General features: G+C 62.9%; 20 protein-coding genes. 5 read left to right on the forward strand and 15 right to left on the reverse strand.

Features of this window, described 5'->3' with window-relative positions; translation table 11 throughout:
- Nucleotides 1–2 precede the first annotated feature (2 nt).
- Complete coding sequence (locus XH83_RS25580) at nucleotides 3–995, forward strand: 3-hydroxybutyryl-CoA dehydrogenase (RefSeq protein WP_194403468.1); 993 nt, start codon at nucleotides 3–5, stop codon at nucleotides 993–995.
- Here the strand turns inward: XH83_RS25580 and XH83_RS25585 are convergent.
- The 6 genes from XH83_RS25585 to XH83_RS25610 all read right to left on the reverse strand — a co-directional run bounded on the left by XH83_RS25585 (nucleotide 992) and on the right by XH83_RS25610 (nucleotide 7,278).
- Nucleotides 992–2,038: a peptidase M29 gene (locus XH83_RS25585; protein WP_194403469.1), complete on the reverse strand. Its 1,047-nt coding sequence runs from the start codon at nucleotides 2,036–2,038 to the stop codon at nucleotides 992–994. The genes XH83_RS25580 and XH83_RS25585 overlap by 4 nt on opposite strands.
- A gap of 35 nt (nucleotides 2,039–2,073) precedes the next feature.
- Nucleotides 2,074–2,838, reverse strand: coding sequence for an ABC transporter permease (locus XH83_RS25590; protein ID WP_194403470.1), 765 nt, complete (start codon nucleotides 2,836–2,838; stop codon nucleotides 2,074–2,076).
- On the reverse strand, nucleotides 2,838–3,623 hold the full coding sequence (locus tag XH83_RS25595; RefSeq protein ID WP_194403471.1) for an ABC transporter permease: 786 nt from the start codon (nucleotides 3,621–3,623) through the stop codon (nucleotides 2,838–2,840). Before XH83_RS25595 ends, XH83_RS25590 begins: the two co-directional genes overlap by 1 nt.
- A complete protein-coding gene (locus XH83_RS25600; RefSeq protein WP_194403472.1) occupies nucleotides 3,620–4,465 on the reverse strand; it encodes an ABC transporter ATP-binding protein in 846 nt (281 codons plus the stop codon). Before XH83_RS25600 ends, XH83_RS25595 begins: the two co-directional genes overlap by 4 nt.
- 82 nt (nucleotides 4,466–4,547) lie before the next feature.
- Nucleotides 4,548–6,242: a dihydroxy-acid dehydratase gene (gene ilvD, locus XH83_RS25605; RefSeq protein ID WP_194408398.1), complete on the reverse strand. Its 1,695-nt coding sequence runs from the start codon at nucleotides 6,240–6,242 to the stop codon at nucleotides 4,548–4,550.
- Between the two features lie 52 nt (nucleotides 6,243–6,294).
- Nucleotides 6,295–7,278, reverse strand: coding sequence for an ABC transporter substrate-binding protein (locus XH83_RS25610; RefSeq protein WP_194403473.1), 984 nt, complete (start codon nucleotides 7,276–7,278; stop codon nucleotides 6,295–6,297).
- A 166-nt stretch (nucleotides 7,279–7,444) separates the two neighbouring features.
- On the opposite strand from XH83_RS25610, the gene XH83_RS25615 reads away from it, so the two are divergent.
- The gene (locus XH83_RS25615; protein WP_194408399.1) at nucleotides 7,445–8,353 is read left to right on the forward strand and encodes an NAD(P)-dependent oxidoreductase; all 909 of its coding nucleotides are present in this window, start codon (nucleotides 7,445–7,447) and stop codon (nucleotides 8,351–8,353) included.
- A 25-nt stretch (nucleotides 8,354–8,378) separates the two neighbouring features.
- Here XH83_RS25615 and XH83_RS25620 read toward each other — a convergent pair whose 3' ends face one another.
- From XH83_RS25620 to XH83_RS25655, 8 genes are all read right to left on the reverse strand, one after another.
- Complete coding sequence (locus tag XH83_RS25620) at nucleotides 8,379–8,942, reverse strand: flavin reductase family protein (RefSeq protein WP_194403474.1); 564 nt, start codon at nucleotides 8,940–8,942, stop codon at nucleotides 8,379–8,381.
- Between the two features lie 9 nt (nucleotides 8,943–8,951).
- Complete coding sequence (locus tag XH83_RS25625) at nucleotides 8,952–10,157, reverse strand: acyl-CoA dehydrogenase family protein (protein WP_371746143.1); 1,206 nt, start codon at nucleotides 10,155–10,157, stop codon at nucleotides 8,952–8,954.
- Nucleotides 10,158–10,298: 141 nt separating this feature from the next.
- A complete protein-coding gene (locus XH83_RS25630) occupies nucleotides 10,299–11,564 on the reverse strand; it encodes a CaiB/BaiF CoA-transferase family protein (RefSeq protein ID WP_194403476.1) in 1,266 nt (421 codons plus the stop codon).
- Nucleotides 11,565–11,804: 240 nt separating this feature from the next.
- A complete protein-coding gene (locus XH83_RS25635) occupies nucleotides 11,805–12,233 on the reverse strand; it encodes a GNAT family N-acetyltransferase (protein WP_194403477.1) in 429 nt (142 codons plus the stop codon).
- Nucleotides 12,234–12,297: 64 nt separating this feature from the next.
- A complete protein-coding gene (locus XH83_RS25640) occupies nucleotides 12,298–12,597 on the reverse strand; it encodes a hypothetical protein (protein WP_194403478.1) in 300 nt (99 codons plus the stop codon).
- Nucleotides 12,594–12,977: a phage terminase large subunit gene (locus tag XH83_RS25645; protein ID WP_246776323.1), complete on the reverse strand. Its 384-nt coding sequence runs from the start codon at nucleotides 12,975–12,977 to the stop codon at nucleotides 12,594–12,596. The genes XH83_RS25640 and XH83_RS25645 overlap by 4 nt, the downstream gene beginning before the upstream one ends.
- A gap of 18 nt (nucleotides 12,978–12,995) precedes the next feature.
- Nucleotides 12,996–13,622 (reverse strand): M23 family metallopeptidase, encoded by a 627-nt coding sequence (locus XH83_RS25650; RefSeq protein ID WP_194403479.1) that lies wholly within the window; start codon nucleotides 13,620–13,622, stop codon nucleotides 12,996–12,998.
- A 468-nt stretch (nucleotides 13,623–14,090) separates the two neighbouring features.
- Complete coding sequence (locus tag XH83_RS25655) at nucleotides 14,091–14,423, reverse strand: hypothetical protein (RefSeq protein WP_194403480.1); 333 nt, start codon at nucleotides 14,421–14,423, stop codon at nucleotides 14,091–14,093.
- A 460-nt stretch (nucleotides 14,424–14,883) separates the two neighbouring features.
- On the opposite strand from XH83_RS25655, the gene XH83_RS25660 reads away from it, so the two are divergent.
- From XH83_RS25660 to XH83_RS25670, 3 genes are all read left to right on the forward strand, one after another.
- Nucleotides 14,884–15,102, forward strand: coding sequence for a hypothetical protein (locus tag XH83_RS25660; protein WP_194403481.1), 219 nt, complete (start codon nucleotides 14,884–14,886; stop codon nucleotides 15,100–15,102).
- Between the two features lie 63 nt (nucleotides 15,103–15,165).
- Nucleotides 15,166–15,510, forward strand: coding sequence for a response regulator (locus tag XH83_RS25665; protein WP_194403482.1), 345 nt, complete (start codon nucleotides 15,166–15,168; stop codon nucleotides 15,508–15,510).
- 227 nt (nucleotides 15,511–15,737) lie between these two features.
- On the forward strand, nucleotides 15,738–17,282 hold the full coding sequence (locus tag XH83_RS25670; RefSeq protein ID WP_194403483.1) for an FAD-dependent monooxygenase: 1,545 nt from the start codon (nucleotides 15,738–15,740) through the stop codon (nucleotides 17,280–17,282).
- A 135-nt stretch (nucleotides 17,283–17,417) separates the two neighbouring features.
- Here XH83_RS25670 and XH83_RS25675 read toward each other — a convergent pair whose 3' ends face one another.
- The gene (locus XH83_RS25675; RefSeq protein ID WP_194403484.1) at nucleotides 17,418–19,043 is read right to left on the reverse strand and encodes a hypothetical protein; all 1,626 of its coding nucleotides are present in this window, start codon (nucleotides 19,041–19,043) and stop codon (nucleotides 17,418–17,420) included.
- Between the last annotated feature and the right edge of the window lie 343 nt (nucleotides 19,044–19,386).

A 19,386-nucleotide genomic window follows, 5' to 3' on the forward strand; every position in this document is an offset into this window, starting at 1 on the left:
CGATGACCCATCGCGCCAATATTGCTTGTCTCGGCGCTGGCCGCATGGGCCGCGGCATCGCCGTCGCGTTCGCCTATGCCGGTCACAGGATCACGATGATCGACGTCAAGGCTCGCTCCACGGAGGACTTTGCCAAGCTGGAAGCAGACGCGCTCGGCGAGGTCAGGAAGACATTCGCCAGCCTGTCGAAGCTGGGGCTGCTGACCGACGCAGATGTCGATCCGCTGATCGCGCGCGTGACGGTGGTGCCAGCGAGCGAGAGCGGCGCAGCATTGGCAGAAGCCGGCATGATCTTCGAAGGGGTTCCTGAGGTCGTCGAGCTCAAGCGCGAAGTGCTGGGGGCGGCTTCGAAGCAGGTCAGCCCTGACGCCATCATCGCATCGACGACGTCGACCATCCTCGTCGACGATCTCTCCGGCGCGATCGTGAACCCCCGCCGCTTCCTCAACGTGCACTGGCTCAATCCGGCCTATCTGATCCCGCTTGTCGAGATTTCGCCCGGGAATGCCACCGATCCCGCCATCGTCGACGAGGTCAAGGCTCTGCTCGAAGGCATCGGCAAGGTGCCGGTGGTCTGCGCCGCGACGCCCGGCTTCATCGTTCCGCGCATCCAGGCGCTGGCGATGAACGAGGCCGCACGCATGGTCGAGGAAGGTGTCGCCAGCGCGGAGGAGATCGACAAGGCGATCCGCTACGGCTTCGGCTTCCGCTACGCCGTGCTCGGCCTGCTCGAATTCATCGACTGGGGCGGCGGCGACATCCTCTATTACGCAAGCCGCTATCTCGAAGGCGCACTCGGTAGCGACCGCTATCGCGCGCCGGACGTCATTTCACGCAACATGCATGAGGGACGGATCGGCCTGCGCACGGGCGCAGGCTTTCTCGATTATTCCGGGATGGACGTCGATGCCTACCGCGTCAAGCGGCTCCAGGCCATGGTCGACCTGCTCCGCCACTTCGAGCTGGCCCGCCCGCCGGTGCTTGACCGCAACTAGCCGAAAATATCCTGGAGCACGCCCTCCCGGACCACGGCAACGCCATCGAGCTCGATCGTCGTTCCCATCATCGGCAGATCGAAATGCCCCGCCGTGTAGCGGCCGGCGAATTCGTTGGCGCCGGTCGAGAACAGGAAATTGCCGGAGACTGCACGGATCTCCGTCCCGTTGGTGTCGCGCTGGTCGTACATCGACAGCGCTTCGTAGCGCGCGCCAGGGTTCATGCCGAAGCCGACATGCGACACGGCATAGGCCTCGCGGTCGCCCCAGGCGGCAAGGTAGGCGCGCATCATCGCGGCATCCGTCCCCTCGCCTTCCAGCTCGACGACATAGTCGTCCTTCAACGTCATCTTCACTGCCGACGCCAGATAGCGCTTGAACGTGAGATTGATGTCGCCTGGCGCCATCACCAGCGTGCCGTTGATGGTCCCACTCTTGGGAAAGCTGACGACAATGCCTCCAGGCCAATGCGCCAGCGTGCCGGGCTTGTCGGTCCAGCCCCATACGCCGACGGTGGAGGCACCGACCATATCGACGTCGAGCGCCGTGCCGGCCTTCGAGGTCACGCGCATCCGCTTGGTCCCACGCAGCATCTTCGCCGCGGCCCGAACGCGCTTCTCCAGCGCGGAATCCGGCACCATCCGCTCCAGCGCCTCGGGATGCTCGTTGGAGATCACCAGGATGCGCGCGCCGGCCTTGAGGATCTCCGGCGTCTCCACCGCGTGCATCAAGCCTTCGATGGTGCAATCCACCACGAAGCCCGCCTGTTGCAGCGCACTGATGACCGGACCGAGCTTCTGGATCGCCTCGCTGGCGCCGGTGGAACGAACCGGGACGATATTCCGGTTACGCGGCGTCGGCATCACCACATGAAACGGCCGCGCGCCCATGCGCAGCAGTGCGAGCTCCGCCAAGTGCACATTCAGCGCACGCGACTGGGTCTCTGAGAGAATTGCAGCGGTATCGCCAGCCTTGACGGCGCATCGTTCGAAAATCTCGCAGAATGCGTCGATCCATTTTGCCTCGATGCGATCTGCCAGCATGGCTCACTCCCGGTCTTGTTTCTTTTTCGGTCGGATCACGCTTCTGGGAAGCCGCGCAAGAGGTACGACCGCAGCGCGCCCAGCAGGGCGTTCAGGATCAATCCCAACAGCGAGATCGTGATCAGCGGCACGAACATGTCGACGGCCTGAAAGGTTCGGGCCGCAGTCACGAGCGCGTGTCCCAATCCGTCCGTCGACGTGATCATCTCGGCCAAGAACACCACGATGCACGAAATGACAAGTCCGATCCGGCATCCGGTCAGGATCGATGGCATCGCTGCCGGCAGTACGACCTTGAACAGGATTTCGGTGCGCCGCGTCCCCGCCGCCATGGCCGACCAGATCAATTTCTGCTCGACGGTCGACGCACCGTAATAGGTCGAAAGCAGAATGGGAAAGAGCGCGTCCGCGGTCACCAAGCTTATCTTCGACCCATGGCCAAATCCGAGCAAGAGCAGGAGCGCCGGATAGAGCGCGACCTTGGGCAATGGGGCCAGGACGCGTACGATCGGCCGGACCACGGCATTGATCGCGGGACTGGCGGCGGCCGCAATGCCGAGACTGACGCCGAGCACGACCGCGATCGCAAAGCCGGCAAACAGCCGAATGAGGGTTGCCACAATCTCCTGTTGGAACGTCCACGTCGCGAGCTGCTGGAGCAACCGGTTGAAGACGAAGCCCGGCGGCGGCAACAAGACCGCCGGCGCAAAGCCGAATGACACCAACCCTTGCCAAAGGGCGACGATCAGGACGATCGGGGCGATTCCAAGGAGGATGTTCGGGGACAAAAAGCGTGCCATTACGAGAAGCTCAGCGGCAAGTCGAACTGAGGCTCGGACCAACGCACAAGCCGGGCCCGAACCTTCTCGAAAATCGCATCGAAACAAATGCCCATTGCGCCTACGATGATGATCATCGCGAATACGGTGTCGTATTGACCCATGTCGAGCGCATTGAACAAGATGTTGCCGGCGCCGGACTGACGGGCGATCATCTCGCTGGTGATCATCGTGATCAGCGCCAGCACAAGTCCCGTACGGCAGCCGGTGAGGATCTCCGGCAGCGCCGCGGGCAGCACGATCCGCACCAGGCGCTGCGCCGGTGACAGCCCCATCGCGGCACCTGACCACAGCATCTTCTCTTCGACCGCCTTGGCGCCCTCAAAACTGTGATAGATCACGGGAAGGCTGACGCCGAGAAAGATCACCAATGTCTTGGTGATGTCACCGACGCCCAGCCACAGCATGATGATCGGCATCAAGGCGGCCTTCGGCACGGGGTAAATCACCATCAGGAGCGGATTGAAGAAGGCAGCAACGCTTCGGCTGCGTCCCATCAACAGGCCCAGCGGAATCGAAACCAGCACGGCCACGCCAAATCCGAACGCCATGCGGCGAAGCGAAGCCAGGATGTTGATCAGGGATTCCCTGTCACCGAGAATATCCGGAATGGCCCGGATCGCCTCGATGGCCGTCGGAAAACTGTCGTTCTTCAGCGCGAGCGAGGCCACCTGCCACACCGCGAGCAGCCCGATGCAGGCCAGCACCGGAGCGGCGCGTCTGGTGAAAGCGGCCGGCGACATCATGAGGCAGGCCCGATTTCATCGCTTTCATCGAACATGCGCTCGATATCGACGACATATTTCTGATAGCGCGGGTCGAGCAACAGCTCGCTGCGGCGGCGCGGCCGCGGCAGATCGATGTCGATGACCTCGCGGATGCGGCCGGGAGATTTCGACATCATCACGACCTTGTCGGACAGGAAGACTGCTTCGTCGACCGAATGGGTAACGAACAGCACCGTCTTGCGGTCGCGTTCCCAGATGTTGAGAAGGTCGTTCTGCAGGCGCGTCCTTGTGTGCGCGTCAAGCGCTCCGAACGGCTCATCCATCAGCAGGACTTCGGGATGATAGGCAAGCGTCCGCGCCAACGCCACGCGCTGCTTCATGCCGCCTGACAGCTCCTTCGGATAGAAGTTTTCGTAACCCTTGAGGCCGACCATCTCGATCAACGCCCGGCTCTGTGCCTCAGCCTCGGTGGCGCGAACGCCCTGCTGGCGCGGGCCATACATGACGTTGCCAAGCACTGTCTTCCAGGGAAACAGCGCAAACTCCTGGAACACCGGGCCACGATCCGGACCGGGGCCTGTGATCGCCTGTCCCTTCATCTTCGCCGCGCCGCGGGTCGGGCTGACAAAGCCGCCGACGATATAAAGCAGGGTCGACTTGCCGCAGCCCGACGGACCAAGGATGGAGACGAAAGCGCCCTCCTCAATCGTCAGCGAGATATCCGAAAGCGCAACGTGGTCTTTGCGCGCCGAGGTCTGAAAGACCTGCGAGACGCAGTCGATCTCGATGATTGCAGATGCCGGCCTTTCCGATGTCACCGGACTCACCCGTTCGCTTGATCTCGCCAGCACTGCCGTCATTCCGTCGCTCGCCTTACCGTGAGACACGAGCTTAGCAAGAAACCTGCCAGACCGGCGGCCGTTTTCGCACCCGTGCGGCGCGTCATTCGAACCACGGCCATTCTGCGGGACCTTCGTGCGTCACGGCTCCGCCTGGCGCCTGCCCAACCAGCCGCGCATATTTTGCAAGAGCGCCTGCGCGGTGACGCGGCGGACGCTGCTTCCAGTCGCGTCGCCGTGCGGCGAGTTCCTGCTCATCGAGCAGGACATCCATCCGCCGGTTTGCGGCATCGATCCGGATCCTGTCCCCATCACGAACGAGCGCCAGCGGCCCGCCGACAAAGGCTTCGGGAGCCACGTAGCCGATGCACATGCCACGGGTGGCGCCGGAGAATCGGCCATCAGTGATCAGCGCCACCTTTTCGCCCATGCCCTGCCCGTAGATCAGCGCGGTGACGCCGAGCATCTCACGCATGCCGGGACCGCCGACCGGTCCCTCGTTGCGGATCACGAGAACCTCACCCGCCGCGTATGTGCGATCGCGAACCGCTTTGACGCAGGTTTCCTCATCCTCGAACACGCGCGCCACGCCTTCGAAGAGCTGGCTGTTCAGGCCGGCAACCTTGATCACTGCGCCGTCCGGGCAGAGATTACCCTTCAGCACTGCCACGCCGCCATCGGGCATGATCGGGGCACGGGACGCGTAAACCACCTCGCCGTCCGGCGCGTTCGCCGCGCCGTATTCTTCGGCGAGCGTACGCCCTGTGATGGTGATGCAGCTGCCATCGATGTGTCCGCTCTGGATCAGTTCGCGGATCACCACGGCGGCGCCGCCGATGTCATAGACATCCTTTGCCGTGTATTTGCCTCCGGGGCGCAGGTTTCCGATCAGCGGCGTCCTGGCAAAGACCTCCCCAACGTCATCGATGGTGAAGGCAATACCGGCCTCGTTCGCGATCGCAGGCAGATGCAGCGCGGCGTTGGTCGAGCCGCCCGTCGCCGCGACGATCGCCGCGCCATTCTCGAGCGACTTCCGCGTCACGATGTCACGCGGCAAAGGCCCGCCGCGCTCCAGCATCTGCATGATGAGGCGCCCCGCCCGCCGCGAGATCTGCGCACGCTCGGCATAGACGCCCGGCACCATCGAGACGTTGGGAATGGTCAGCCCCATCGCTTCCGAGACCATGCCCATGGTGTTCGCGGTGAACTGGCCGGCGCACGCGCCGACCGTGGGCAGGCAGGCCCGCTCGATCCGCTCGAGCGTGGCGCCGTCGATCTCGCCGGTCATGAAACTGCCGACGGCTTCATAGGAGTCGAGCACCGTCAGCGTACGCCCATCCACGCGCCCCGGCAGCGCGCTGCCGCCGTAGATGAAGATGGACGGCACGTTGCAGCGAACCATGCCCATCATCACGCCGGGAAGCGTCTTGTCGCATCCGCCGTATCCGATCAGCGCATCATAGGCCAGACCATGGACGACAGCTTCGATGGAGTCGGCGATCAGTTCGCGCGAAAACAGCGAGAACTTCATGCCCTCGTGGTTCATGCTGATGCCGTCAGAGACCGACACGGTCGAGAACTCGCGCGGCGTGCCACCGGCTTCCTCGATGCCGGTTTTGGCTGCAGCCACCTGGAAGTCGTGGGTCATATTGCAGGGCGTCTGCTCGCCCTTCATGCTGACGACACCAACCATCGGCTTGGCAATCGCAGCGTCGTCGAGACCCATGGCGCGCATGAAGGCCCGATGCGGCGCCCGGTCGAGGCCGTCTGTCGTCACCCGTGATCGCAACTTCTTCATGCGCGCAACTTCTTCGTGCCTCACGACCTTCTTATTCGGATGGTTCGCCCGCCTACTCCAGCGGAGCGACGATCGTCGGATGCTTGAACTGCGCGACATCCAATTTCGGCAGCATTCCGGTCTCCGCGTAGATATCCAGCATCTTCTGGATCGCTGGGAAATTCGGCGCCGCGCCTGGATCACGCCCGAAATCGTTGTCCTTGAGCAGGTACGTCTCGAGCACGGGAATAGGCGCCTTCAGCACTTCATTGACGACCTTGAGGGTCTCTTCGCGGTTCGCCAGTGCCTTCTTCATGCCCGAGGTGATATCGCGGACATAGGCCTTGACCACCTCAGGGTTCTTGTCGACGAAATCGGCGCGGCAGGCTTCCAGGATGTGCACGATGTTCGGCATGGCCTCCGACAGTGAGAACAGCTTCCTCGTGCCGCCCTTCGCTTCCGCGCGTGCGGCAAACGGCTGATTCATGTTGACCGCATCGACGCGGCCCTGTCGCAGCGCATCTTCGGAGACCGCGAAACCGACCTCGACCAGCTTGATGTCCTTGGCGGGATCGACGCCATTCCGCTTCAGGAGCAGATTGAACGGACCTTGCGTGCCGCCGCCGATCACGGAAATGCCGACCGTCTTGCCCTTGAGGTCGGCGATTGTCTTGATGGGCGAGTCATCCTTGACGGCCCAATAGACCGAGAAACCACCGGGCTTCTCGAACACGTGCTGCGCGACGATGTAGGCTTTGAGATTGCCGCCCACCACACCGTTGGACAGCGACAGTGGCGCCTGCGTCGCGCAGTCCAGCGCGCCGGCGGCCAGAGCCTGCGTCATCGGCGCGGTGCCCTGGAATTGGGTCCATTCGATGTTGTAGGCCTTGCCGAGATTGGGAAATTCGGCCGGGCGGCGCATCATCCAGTACTTGGATTCCTCGGCCGGAATCGTCCAGCCGACGCGGATCGTCTGCTGCGCCCATAATGGGCTTACCCCCGCACTCACGGCGGCCGCTGTCCCCAAAGCCAGGATCCACTTCGAAACGGTTCGCATCGTGCCCACTCCGCTGCTCCGGCGCCGACGGGCGCCACCCAACCCGATCGCCTCAAATGTTTCATGGTTCAAACATTCAGGCAAGCCATGCGAACCAAGCGGTTTTGCCGTCCGATGCGCCATGTATGGTAAGGCGGCGTCGCACTGCGACAGAGGGAGGCAACCTATGGCTGATGCGAGCAAGGCAAACCCGCAAGGCGCCGAGAGACTCGGCTATCTCGGCCTGGGGCTGATGGGAACGCCGATGGCCCGGCGCCTGCTCGGGGCCGGTTATCAGGTGACCGTCTGGAACCGCTCGGAGGGCAAGGTGGCGCCGCTCCTCGAAGCCGACGCCAAGCGCGCAGTCACACCTCGCGATCTCCTGGTGAACTCCGATATCGTCTTCATGTGCGTGACGGACGCAGCCGCGGTTGAGGAGGTGATCTTCGGACCGGAAGGGCTGGCAGCGGCGCCCGGCGCCGGCAAGCTCGTCGTTGACTTTTCATCGATACACCCCGACGCGGCACGCGATCTCGCCAAGCGCCTGAAAGACGCCAATGGCGCCGGCTGGATCGATGCACCGGTGTCCGGCGGGACGAAGGGTGCCGAGGAAGGCTCGCTTGCGATCATGGCCGGCGGACAGGCGGACGATATCGAGCGGGTACGCCCTTATGTGCTCGCCATGGCGCGCAGGCTCACCCACATGGGCCCGACCGGCGCCGGCCAGACCACCAAGCTGTGCAATCAGGTGATCGTTGGTTGCGCGATGGCCGTGCTGGCGGAGGCCACGCGCTTCGCCGTCAACGCCGGGATTGATGCCAATCGCCTGCCCGAAGCGCTTGCCGGCGGCTTTGCGGACTCCATTCCGCTGCAGCTCTTCGTGCCGCGGATGGTTCAAGGCATTCACTCGCCACCGCTGGGGCACATTGCCACGATGCTCAAGGATCTCGATACGGTCGCCGACGTGGCACAGGCGACGTCGACGCCGGTGCCGATGGCTTCGCTTGCGGGACAGCTTTTCCGGCTGGCCAAGGCCGCGCGCGGCGCGGAAGCGGACGCGCTGGAGATTTACAAGCTTTCAGGAACAGACCGCTAAGCAGTCGAGCGCGACCCGACGCACGCTAGGGTAACTTCTTGCGCTCGTCGTCCGCGAGAAATCTTCCGAACGCCCCCCGCGCGAAGAGCAGCGGCTCCGTCGTGTTATAGGTATAGGCCTCGACCGCACCGAGAAAGATCACGTGGTCGCCGCCATAATAGCGGTTCACGGAGCGGCATTGAAAGTTGGCGACGCTCTCGGCAAGCACCGGCGCGTTGCCGAGCCCCGGCGTCCAGTCTACACCGGTAAACTTGTCGTCCGAGGATTTGGCGAACTTGCTCGCGAGAGCCTGCTGCGAAGCGCCAAGCACGTTGACGGTGAAATGGCTGGCGTTCTGAAAAATGGTGAGGCTCGATGAATAGACGACGAGGCTCCACAGCACCAGCGGAGGATTGAGCGAAACGGAAGCGAACGAATTGCAGGTCAGGCCGTAGGGCTTGCCGTCGGGCGCCGCGGCGGTGATGATCGTTACGCCCGTTGCATAGGTTCCCAGCGCGTTGCGAAAGTCGCGCGGATCGATCGACGAGCTGTCGCTCGCGAACTCATTGGCGGGATCGGGGCTGGCCGGCTGCCTCGGCAGATCATTCATCAGCCGGCCTCACAGCGTGAGATTCTCGGACGGCAGGCCCAGCGCCACGCGTCCATAATTGGTCCCGGCCGCATCGAAATTGAAGGCGAGATGCGAGTTGATCGCGTGAGCATCGCGGAATTGCCGCTGCAACACGCCGGTCGTGAACAGGCCGCGCGCGCCACTCGCGGCAAACAGCATCGAGACCGCGTCCGTACACAAGTTCACTGAAAAAGATCCGTCACGTCGATATCGGGTCTTGGTCGCCATGTCGGGCGTGTGCCCGCGCCGCGCGTCCTCCATAGCATCGAGGCACGCCGACCGCATGATCAGGCGCGCGGCGTCGATCTTCGCCGAGGCCTCCGCGATCTTGATCTGGGTGCTCTGAAAGTCACTCAATTTGGCACGGTTGTAGGTTGAAATACGATGACGTGCGACTTCGGTATAATCGTCGAGGCATGCCTGCGCGTTTCCCAGTGCGACACCGGAGAGGACGTACGGGAACAGCGAGAAGACAGGGAGCGCATAGAGCGGATTTGGATTGATCTTGCTTCCCGGTGTCGGGCCACCGGCGAGATCGCCGACAGCGACCGTCATATGGTCCGCCACAAATGCGTCCCTTACCTCCACGTCGCAAGATCCGGTCCCCCGCAGTCCCGCGACATTCCAGGTGTCCAACACGGTGTAGTCGCCTTTGGGCAACAGGAAGATGCGATACTCGATGCCATCCGCCTCGTCGTCAGAGTAGACCACGCTCGCAAGCATGTTCCATTCACACGAGGCAACGCCGGAGGAGAAGGGCCAGCTGCCGCGCAGCTGGTATCCGCCCTCGACTTTCGTCGCGCGTCCGGCGGGAAAAATGAACGAGGATGCGATCAGCACGTCCGGATCACGGCTCCAGACCAGCTCCTGCGCCTTCTGCTCGAACATGCCGAGCATCCAGTGATGGCTCGCCAGATTTGCGAGATTCCAGGCGACCGACGCATCCGCTTGTCCGAGCAACTCGGCACAGTCGACGAGTGCGACATAATCGAGCTCGGCCCCCCCGATCCGTGCAGGTTGGAGCATTCGAAACAATCCGGCATCGTGGAGATCACGTTCGGTCTCCGGCGGGAGGTGCCGCAGCTCCTCCGTCCGCGCAGCCCGCTCGCGTAGTCGCGGCACGAGAGCCCGAGCCTTCGCAATCATGTCCTCATGGGCGCGTTCGCCGGCTTCCGCCCCGGTGGGCTGACCCATGCTCGGCTTTCGACCAGGCGCCATTCGTGTCCCTCACTTTACGTATTTATGCGGCCACCCCTTCGTCAAATCAAGCCAATGCGGCCAGGCATCGGTCCGCAAGCCGCGGAGCTTCGTGCTATAGGGACTAACCGCGCGGGCCTAGCCCGTCGAAGGCTTGCTCGCGCCAAAGACTGCCTTCCGCGTGAATTCCGTGATCCGACGCTCGTCATAACCGAGAATATTACGCAAGACGTCCTCGGTATGCTCGCCCAGCAGCGGGGCCGCGACGGGATCGACTGCACCGGTCAGGCTCATGGTGATCGGCGGCTCGATGTTGGGCACCCATTCCGCCGTCGGATGCGCAATCCGGTTCAAGCGCTGGCGCTCGCGAGCCTCGGGGGCGTTGAACCCCTCTTCGACCGTCCGGAGATAGCCGACCGGAATATTGGCCTGCTTCATCTTCGCCATCCAGTTCTCGAGAGTATCGCTGGCAAAGACCTCCGCGATGGCCGCGCGCAACAGCTCCTTGTTCTCGGACCGGGCCTTGCGCGTTGCAAACTGCGGCTCGGAGATGAGATCTGGACGGTTGAACACCTCGACCACGAGCCGGCGATAGAGCCTGTCGTTGGCGCAAGCCATGTAGAGTGGCCCGTCAGAGGCTTCATAAACGCCGACGGTCGGAGACCCACTCGGCGAATTGCCGAACCGGCCGGGGTTTTCGCCGTTGATGAGATAGGCCATACCGTAGAAGCCAGTCATCCCCATTGCGATATCGAATAGAGCGACTTCGACATGTTGCCCGCGGCCGAGCCGGTCCCGCGCGAGCAGCGCCAACAGGATGGCGTTACAGGCAGACATTCCCGTCGCCATGTCCACGATGGGCGGGCCGGTTCGAACCGCCGGGCCGTCGGCAAATCCGTTGAGCGACATGAAGCCGCTCTCCGCCTGCGTGATGGGATCGAATCCAGGGCGCGAGGCAAACGGTCCAGAGCGCCCGTAGGCGGAGATCGAGCAATAGACCAGCCTTGGATTGAGTGATGCGACGGCCCCATAGTCGAGCCCGAACTTCTTCATGACCCCGCTTGAGAAATTCTCGACGACCACGTCCGCCTTGCGGATCAGATCCAACGCGATCTCGCGGGCTTCCGGCACGGAAAGGTCGAGCGCGATGCCGCGCTTGTTGCGGTTCAGGCTGAGATAGGCGGCGCTCTCCCCGCCGATCTCGGCGTGCTCATAGGCGCGCGTGTCGTCGCCGCCGTCGGGATTCTCGATCTTGATGACATGCGCGCCAAAATCGGCGAGCGTCTGCGTGCAGGCCGGCCCGGCAACGACACGGGTGAAATCGACGACCAGGAGACCATCGAGCGCAGTCGGCCCTCCCATCCCTCGCGAAGAACGTTCCGGCAATTGAGGCTTGGTGGGCATCGATCGCGCTCCTTACATCGGCTTATTGCCGCCGAATTTCCTGTAAGAGCAAACTTAAAGCCCGGCGCCGCCGACTTCGCAAGTGCCTCGCTCCCTTCATCCGAACGCAAAAACGGCCCGGCAGCGGTCAAGCTGCCGGGCCGTTAGACATTTTCGAGCGTACGAAGGCTTGGCGTGTTTCGCAGCCATTCCGGTTCGAGAGAGCCGCGTTCCGCATGACGGGAAACCCGGTCCAATCGTTCAGCGCAGCCACTTTCGCCAATAAAGCGTATGCGACCAGGCCCAGGGCGCCTCGGGCTCGTAAAGCCGATACCCTGCGTGCATGAAATTGTTGGCAGACACCGGATTGTCCGTCGTATCGGAGACGATGCTGTCCCATCCAAGGCGTCGCGCTCGCACTTCGATCGCCCGCATCAGCCTGAGTTGGAGTCCCCGTCCCCAGTGCCGCTGCAAGACTCCGACCCGGCAGAAATACCCGCTATTGCGCGCATGCGTGGACGGTACGACGCCAGCGAAGGCGACTGCATCATCATCGTGGTAGGCGATCCACCACGCCCCCGAGTCGAACTGCGGCATGACGGCCCCATCGAAGAATGTCAGCCGGTGCAAATCGCCGAGGGTTTCGGCAGTCTCGTCATCGTCCGCGTCGACGATCCGAATTCTGTACATGGGGATAGCCTATTGGCAGGGGCCATTGCGGGTGCGCGACCTGCGACTCCATGGCGATCAAGGCTCACTTGCCCAGCACGACTTTGACGCCGAGCCAGACAGCCCCCATCAAACCGGTGGCGATGACCGTGATCACAGCCTTGAAAGTGTAACTCTGCGCCTGTTCAACGCTCTTTCGCCAGCGCCGCAGGTGCTGGAAATCGGCTCTGAGTTCTTTCCGGTCATCGTCTTCGATCCCGAATGAGGCCAGGACTGATGCCACCGCCTTCAATACGATCGCGTCGACACTCTCCTGCTGAACCTTTTGCTGCTCGGCCAGTGTCTGCGCGACAATCACCCGAATCTCTTCGTCCAGAATCTTCACCGCTTGATGATCCTCGCGACATTCTCGAAGCCGCGCTTGGCGAAGTAGAAGGAGACGACCAGATTGGCCTGAAGTCCGCGGAAGATGATGAGCCCGTCGCCGGGCGTCTCGATCTTGTCGCTGAACAGCTTGAAGCCGTGGCCGAGCCTCAGGCTCGCGATCTTGCCCTCGATCAGACGCTTGGACGATTGAGCCAGCGTGCGCTGTGCCTCGCGAATGCAGACCGCGAGCGTGCCGCGCTCGGCCTGGCAGGTCTCGACCAGGAGTTCGCCGAAGAAATGCGATTTCCCCGAGCCGCGTCCGCCATAAACGCCCTTGTAGCGCGCAGGTTTCAGCAGCGGCTCGAAGATCTTCGCCGTTGGAATTTTCAGGATGGACAATGGCTACGCTCGCTCGCCCTAGGGCAGGCCGGTGCGCCTGCGCCACATCGCGGACCAGTCTTCGCGGTCGGGGGTTTCAGATTGTCCTTGCCGGGTTTGGCTCAGGTCAGGAGAGATCGGGTTTTCAGAGAATGGCGGCCAAAGCCCGAAGAGCCCTCCGAGCTGTTTCTGCGCGGCTGGTGGGAGCGTGGATGCGGGGCCGACGTTCGAAATCTTCGGCGGCTTTGTGTCGAACCCGGATCGGTTCGGGGTTGCTGCAGGCATTCTCGTCAAGACCCGCACATCTTCGGGGCGGGTCCCCGGCACCATATGCGCGTTTTGCAGATAACGCTGATACTCCGGGATGTAAGCCGGCGCAGGAATTGGATCGAACGGTCCCAGCGCATCAGCAAACGCGCCAGGGTCAAGAACATTGCCTGCGGGATCCTTGATTTGATAATGGACGTGGTGCTGCCCCCGATTGCCCTTCTTATCAAAAAGACCGGTGTTACCCATCGCGCCAATCACCTGACCCGCCGCAACTACATCGCCCACCTTAACGTGCCGCGCGTTGGTATGGAGTATCTGGTGCCGCAAGCCGCTATTGTCCCTGATCGAGATCGCCCCCCACTGATCGTCACCGGCGCGCTCAACGACACCATTCACGGGAGACCGCAATTCCGGATGGTTCGTGTTCAGACGAGCCTTTTGACCTGAGGCTGCATTGTCGCAGCGACCTTAACCCTTGTGGCGCGCAGGTTTCAGCAGCGGCTCGAGGAAACTTAGCTGTTGGAAGCACGCACACGATGGACGCGGCGGTTGCGAGATAATTGATCGTAGGGATCGCCTCGAGCAATGACTCAGTGTCCATGACCGGCCTCCCCGGACTGATTGCTCCCGCGCTTGGCTGATGCAATCAACGGCCCTGCCGACGCCGATCTCTCATCTGTCAAATCGCCGGGATCGCGTCGCCGGCCGGGGTTGCAGTGACCGCGGCTCTCCTTCGTCCACATTGGCCCCTCCGCAAAGTCGGACAGCCCAGCCTGAATCACGAACAATTCCGACGATTCAAGGTCGCGATTGTGCAGAATTCGATGAAAGACGCCATGACGACCTGGTGAGGTTCTGTCGTTCTCACCCTCGTTCTCCTCCGCCGGGTGCGTCGTCCGGGCGCACGATGATGCGCTCGACCCGGTGGATCGTTTCGACGGCGCCGTCTTCGCCGCCCTCGATCGGCTGGGCGGCCTTGCCCCAGCCGCGATCGAGGAGCGCGTTGGCCGCCGAGAGGCGCACGGCGGGCGTGGCGTCATCGCTGCGCATGATGCCGACGAGCACCTTCAGCGCCGTCCTCGTGTGCCCCCGCGCCAGCGCGCGAATGTCGGCCGGCGTGCGCGCCCTGGACCTTGGCTTCGTCGCCGGTGGGGGAGACGGCTCGCCGGCGGGCCCGTGTTCGACGTCTTCGCTCATGACACCATCTCCCACAGCACGATGGTAACGAGACCCGCGAGCGCGAGCGAGATCAGATAGGCAGTCATCATCCCTCCATGCGAAGAAAATGCGCGGCAGATCGCGCCAGGCGAAGCGCGATCGTTTCGGGCGCGAACCCTATCTCCGTGTCTTCCGGAGACCGCAGCGGCGCGGGCCATCGGCCCCTGCGCCACGGGCCGGCACGTTCGCGCGTGCACGGCCAGCAATGGTTCGGACGGCGGCGCGCCGATCGGCGCTCCATGAACATGACGTCGAGTGCGTGGCCGGATGCGCGGCCACCGTCCGATTTCTGGAATCGAGACGAAAAAACCCGCAGCGGATGATGTCCGCGCGGGTCAATCAAACTCGTCTCGATGATGTCATGATGCCGGTGTTTTGCCCGACGTGTCAAACGAACTTACCGGCGCGGCCAAAGTTAGCCCGTCAGGAGGATCAGCCGATGACATCCAAGGCGACATCACCGCAAACCTCGCGCAACAGGGCAGGTGCCGGCCCGCGCAGCGATAACAAGCCGCGCCTCGACAAGGCGCGCGATCTGCAGGAGGCGATCATCGAAGACGCCGGCGAGCCTGCGGACAGCGGCCGCGACCTCGTGCACGGCGACGGCGGCACCATCGAGCTTCCTACCAAGCCCGGCGATTTGTCGAAGGACGACTAGGCCAGCAGGAACTTCCCCTGCGACACACGCGTTGTTCCCCCGTCAGAAGGAACGTCTTGTGCGATGACCCACACCGTCCTGGTTGTAGACGACGATCCCGCCGTGCTCGACGTGGTCGTCGACATGCTGGAAGAGCTCGGCTGCGAGGTGATCAGCGCCGACAGCGGCGCGGACGCGCTCGACCGTCTCCGGCAAAACCAGAAAATCTCCATTCTCATCACCGACATCAACATGCCCGGCATGGACGGTCATGAGCTGGCCGAGCTCGCGCGACGCCGCAAGCCGGAGCTGAAGATCCTGCAACTCTCCGGCCGCGAGCCGCGGCGCGGCGGCCTGCCGATGATCAGAAAACCGTTCTCGTTCGAGGAACTCGCCGACGTCATGCAGCGAACCACCGGCATCTGCTGAAGCTCGGCCGGCAAAACAAAACCCGCCACGGATCGCTCCGCGCGGGCTGAACCAAACTCTTTTCGATGATGCCAATATGCCGGTGTTTTGCCCGACGTGTCAACGAAGGCATAGCGGAAGAGAAAGCCCCTCCTCCCAACTCGATATGTGGTGCGCAACGGGCTTGCTTCAAGCCCCCGACCCTGCCGTAGAACCCGCGACCCAACACCAGGTCGAGGGGTCACGACATGCCTTCACAGCTTCCCATCTCCCGTTCGCGAGGCCGTACGCAACCAGGCCGTACCGGGAACCCGGCAACGCCCGAGCACGAAATCGTCATCGCGGGCGGTGGCCCGACCGGGCTGATGCTGGCCGCCGAGCTCGCGCTTGCCGGTATCGATGTCGCCATCGTCGAGCGGCGCCCCGATCAGGCGATCGTCGAGACGCGCGCCGGCGGCCTGCACGCCCGCACCATCGAGATGCTCGATCAGCGCGGCATCGCGGACCGCTTCCTGCGCGAAGGCGAGATTCTCCAGCTCGCCGGCTTTGCCTGGACCCGGCTCGACATCAGCGATCTCCCGACGCGGCATCCTTACGGGCTCAAGCTGCGGCAGGCCCGCATCGAGCGCATCCTGGCCGATTGGGCCGAAGAGCTCGCCGTCCGCTTCTATCGTGAACGCGAGGTCACGGGCTTCGTGGAAAGCGAGGCCGGAATCGACGTGACGCTGTCCGGCGGCGCGCGCTTACGCGCAAAATATCTGGTCGGCTGCGATGGCGGCCGCAGCCTGGTGCGCAAGGCGGCCGGCATCGACTTCCCCGGCTTCGATCCGACGCTCAGCAACCTCATGGCCGAGGTCGAGATGAGCGAGGCGCCGGCATTGGGCCTGCGTCACGACGCACTCGGCTTTCACGGCCTCAGCACGGCCGAAAGCGGCCGCGTGCTGGTCGTCGTCACCGAAGCGACGCTCGATCGCACCGGCCAGCCCACCTTGCGCGATCTCGGCGAGGCGCTAATTGCCGTCTACGGCACCGACTTCGGTGTGCACAATCCGGCGTGGATCTCCCGCTTCACCGACGCGGCGCGGCAGGCGGCATGCTATCGCAAGGGCCGCGTGCTGCTCGCCGGCGATGCCGCGCATATCCATCACTCCGTCGGCGGACAGGGCCTCAACCTCGGTGTGCAGGACGCCGTCAATCTCGGCTGGAAGCTGGCGCAGAGGGTCAAGGGCGTCGCGCACGCCGACCTGCTCGACAGCTACCATGCCGAGCGCCATCCGGTGGCCGCGCGCGTGCTGAAGAACACCATGGCGCAGATCACCCTGCTCCGCCGCGGCGACGACGGCCGCAAGGCCGCGCGCGAGGCGATCACCGAGCTGCTCGCCATGGACGAGCCGCGCCGGCGTTTTGGCGCGATGATGAGCGGGCTCGACATCGCCTACGATCTCGGCGAAGGCCACAAGCTGCTCGGCCGGCGCATGCCCGATCTCGACCTGACGGTCGACGGCGGCAAGCGAAGACTGTTCACGCTGCTGCACGGCGCGCGCGGCGTGCTGCTCAATTTCGGCAAGGGCGGCGACATCGATGCGGCGGCGTGGGCGGATCGCGTCGATGTCGTCGATGCTGACTACGACGGCGGGTGGGAGCTGCCGGCGATCCGGCGGGTCACTGCGCCGAGTGTTGTGCTGGTGCGGCCCGACGGGCACGTGGCTTGGGTGGGGGATCAGACTGAGCACGGACTCGCCGATGCGTTGAGGCGGTGGTTTGGGCTAGGTGTTGCGCAATGCAGGAAGTGACGCCGCTCCAAATAAAGAAGCCCGCGGTTTTCCCGCGGGCTCAATCCAAACTTTTCGATGATGCCATCGTGCCAGTGTTTTGCCCGACGCGTCAAACGGGCGACCTCTAACGCATGCTCGCCATCACGGTCGGCTTCACTCAGGATGAATGAATGGCCGTATCCAGCGCGAGAACCACTCTTCAGCGTCATTGCGCGGATTGCCAGTGCCCTCCACTCCGAAGATCGGGGGCGGAATGAGGTAGCTTGGCTCATCCACAAACGCGCCAATCGGCTTGCCTGCCGGCGGCTGATTGCCGTCAGCGGTGGGCGCGGTCCAACTGCCAAACCGCTCATTGAATTCGGTGGAAGGCAGATACGGGACCGGCGCACCGCCCGACGTGAACACGCTGCCCGCGTTCGATGCGTTGAAACGGGCTAGACGCCGGATTTCCTCGGGCGGGACTGATCCCGCGCTGGGTGTAGGTGCGGTTTCAGACGGACCTTCGGTCGGCTCGGTGCCACTTGGCGTGCTGGTCCAATTGCCAAAGCGATCCGCGAAAGAATTAGCGTGTGCCTCGGAAACGAGGGGGGAAGCTCTGCGAAGTTGCGACCCGGACGTTGATGAGCTCAAATAGCCGCCACCGTGATCCGTTTCTTTGAGGCCGCTGGCCAAGGTGTCTGACGCAGTCGCGCTTTTTGAGAGCACTCCTTCGCCAGAAGCAGCGGCGCCAAACTTCGCATCCGAGCTGCTGTCCTGCGCGTTGGCAATGCGCGAGAGCGTCAAGAAGCCCCCAAGGGTCAGCAGCCAGGGGGGAATTAGGGGAGCCGCTAAGCCGGCCGCCGCAGCTCCGGCCAACAAAGGCATAGGATTCTGCCCCACAAATGAGCCGCCGGCCAAAGGATTTTCATAGAACGGCAGCCACGCTCCAGACGCCGGATCGGATCGGAGGACCAAAGGATCTTCCGGGGCCGCTGCCGTCGGAGGCAGTTGATCGAATTGTTGCTCGTCTCGACCCGGCATCGGGTAAGGCGGCAATTGGCCTGTGAAGCGCGGATCACTCGGTGTAAACCCCTCTGGCTGATTAAGCCACCAGAGAGAAGGAGGGATGAAGGGTGGCGGTGAAGGGACGTCGGCTGGGCTGGTCGGAGTCGTCGGCGGGATGTGAAAAGTATCATCGACGGGTGCAAACTTGGAGTAAGGCGTTCCGCCCAGATGTCTGTTACCGGACGTGATACTGACGCTTGGATCACTCTCAATTGCCTGGCGCAGCAGTTCTTCTCTTCGCGGATCACCTAGTATTGCAGACCATACCAGTTGATGGTCCTGTCCGGTCTTAAGACCCCTTTGTTCACTATCTCTGATGCTTTGATGCAGATCCGGATAGCGCTCGAGATAGGTCTCGTTGCCCTTGATGACCTTGTCGATACGCTTCTTAACCTCTTCGGTTGTCATTCCACTGGGCAAGTTCGTGTAGAGATCACCATTGCCAAAACCTACGCGCATCGCATCCATGAGCGTTCTTATCTTCATCGCTCGAATGTGCGGTTCGGGAGTTTCGGCGATTCGATCCAAGACGCACTTGATGGCACCGTAGTAAAGGGGGGTGTGCCCACCCGGATGCGGCGAGATGCCCATTCTCGCGGCCAGTTCATATGCCACTGGCAGATAGATTTCATTTGCGGGGGAGTAGACTCCCAATGCTTGTATATCGATGTCGCGAAACGCACGATGATTGACAAATAATCTCGGAATCATGTGGTGAAGAGCAAGAATTGACATATCGCCCCGATGCTCGAGTGGTTCTTGCGTGAGTTGAGTTGGGATTGAGTTTCGCGAGAGCTCACCAAATCTCGGACGCAGCTCAGCCACTGCATGCGAGGCATGCAGCCGCTAACCGGGCTCGCAGGTCCGCCCGCGGTGTCACGGGGCAGATCAGAGATTGGGAGGAGTCTCGGAGTAGTTCGATGTTCAGGCGCGCTTCGATGACGTCTGGAGAGGATCGCCACGGCGGGCTAACGCCTGGAGCATCGCTGCCCCGTCGACGAGGAGCGACACCGATCGTCAGACTTCAGGCGGAACTGCGTCTAACTCACACTTGGCAAGCGTATCCACGACGAACGCG

The organism is Bradyrhizobium sp. CCBAU 53351, from assembly GCF_015291745.1.
Classification (GTDB): domain Bacteria; phylum Pseudomonadota; class Alphaproteobacteria; order Rhizobiales; family Xanthobacteraceae; genus Bradyrhizobium.

Excerpts from the sequence above, each read along its gene's own strand:
- XH83_RS25585 (WP_194403469.1), bottom strand. The coding sequence starts at position 2,038 with ATGCTGGCAGATCGCATCGAGGCAAAATGGATCGACGCATTCTGCGAG.
- ilvD (WP_194408398.1), bottom strand. The coding sequence starts at position 6,242 with ATGAAGAAGTTGCGATCACGGGTGACGACAGACGGCCTCGACCGGGCG.
- XH83_RS25600 (WP_194403472.1), bottom strand. The coding sequence starts at position 4,465 with ATGACGGCAGTGCTGGCGAGATCAAGCGAACGGGTGAGTCCGGTGACA.
- XH83_RS25665 (WP_194403482.1), top strand. The coding sequence starts at position 15,166 with ATGACCCACACCGTCCTGGTTGTAGACGACGATCCCGCCGTGCTCGAC.
- XH83_RS25625 (WP_371746143.1), bottom strand. The coding sequence starts at position 10,157 with ATGGGTCAGCCCACCGGGGCGGAAGCCGGCGAACGCGCCCATGAGGAC.
- XH83_RS25590 (WP_194403470.1), bottom strand. The coding sequence starts at position 2,838 with ATGGCACGCTTTTTGTCCCCGAACATCCTCCTTGGAATCGCCCCGATC.
- XH83_RS25610 (WP_194403473.1), bottom strand. The coding sequence starts at position 7,278 with ATGCGAACCGTTTCGAAGTGGATCCTGGCTTTGGGGACAGCGGCCGCC.
- XH83_RS25635 (WP_194403477.1), bottom strand. The coding sequence starts at position 12,233 with ATGTACAGAATTCGGATCGTCGACGCGGACGATGACGAGACTGCCGAA.
- XH83_RS25660 (WP_194403481.1), top strand. The coding sequence starts at position 14,884 with ATGACATCCAAGGCGACATCACCGCAAACCTCGCGCAACAGGGCAGGT.
- XH83_RS25580 (WP_194403468.1), top strand. The coding sequence starts at position 3 with ATGACCCATCGCGCCAATATTGCTTGTCTCGGCGCTGGCCGCATGGGC.
- XH83_RS25670 (WP_194403483.1), top strand. The coding sequence starts at position 15,738 with ATGCCTTCACAGCTTCCCATCTCCCGTTCGCGAGGCCGTACGCAACCA.
- XH83_RS25595 (WP_194403471.1), bottom strand. The coding sequence starts at position 3,623 with ATGATGTCGCCGGCCGCTTTCACCAGACGCGCCGCTCCGGTGCTGGCC.
- XH83_RS25675 (WP_194403484.1), bottom strand. The coding sequence starts at position 19,043 with ATGTCAATTCTTGCTCTTCACCACATGATTCCGAGATTATTTGTCAAT.
- XH83_RS25620 (WP_194403474.1), bottom strand. The coding sequence starts at position 8,942 with ATGAATGATCTGCCGAGGCAGCCGGCCAGCCCCGATCCCGCCAATGAG.
- XH83_RS25655 (WP_194403480.1), bottom strand. The coding sequence starts at position 14,423 with ATGAGCGAAGACGTCGAACACGGGCCCGCCGGCGAGCCGTCTCCCCCA.
- XH83_RS25630 (WP_194403476.1), bottom strand. The coding sequence starts at position 11,564 with ATGCCCACCAAGCCTCAATTGCCGGAACGTTCTTCGCGAGGGATGGGA.
- XH83_RS25615 (WP_194408399.1), top strand. The coding sequence starts at position 7,445 with ATGGCTGATGCGAGCAAGGCAAACCCGCAAGGCGCCGAGAGACTCGGC.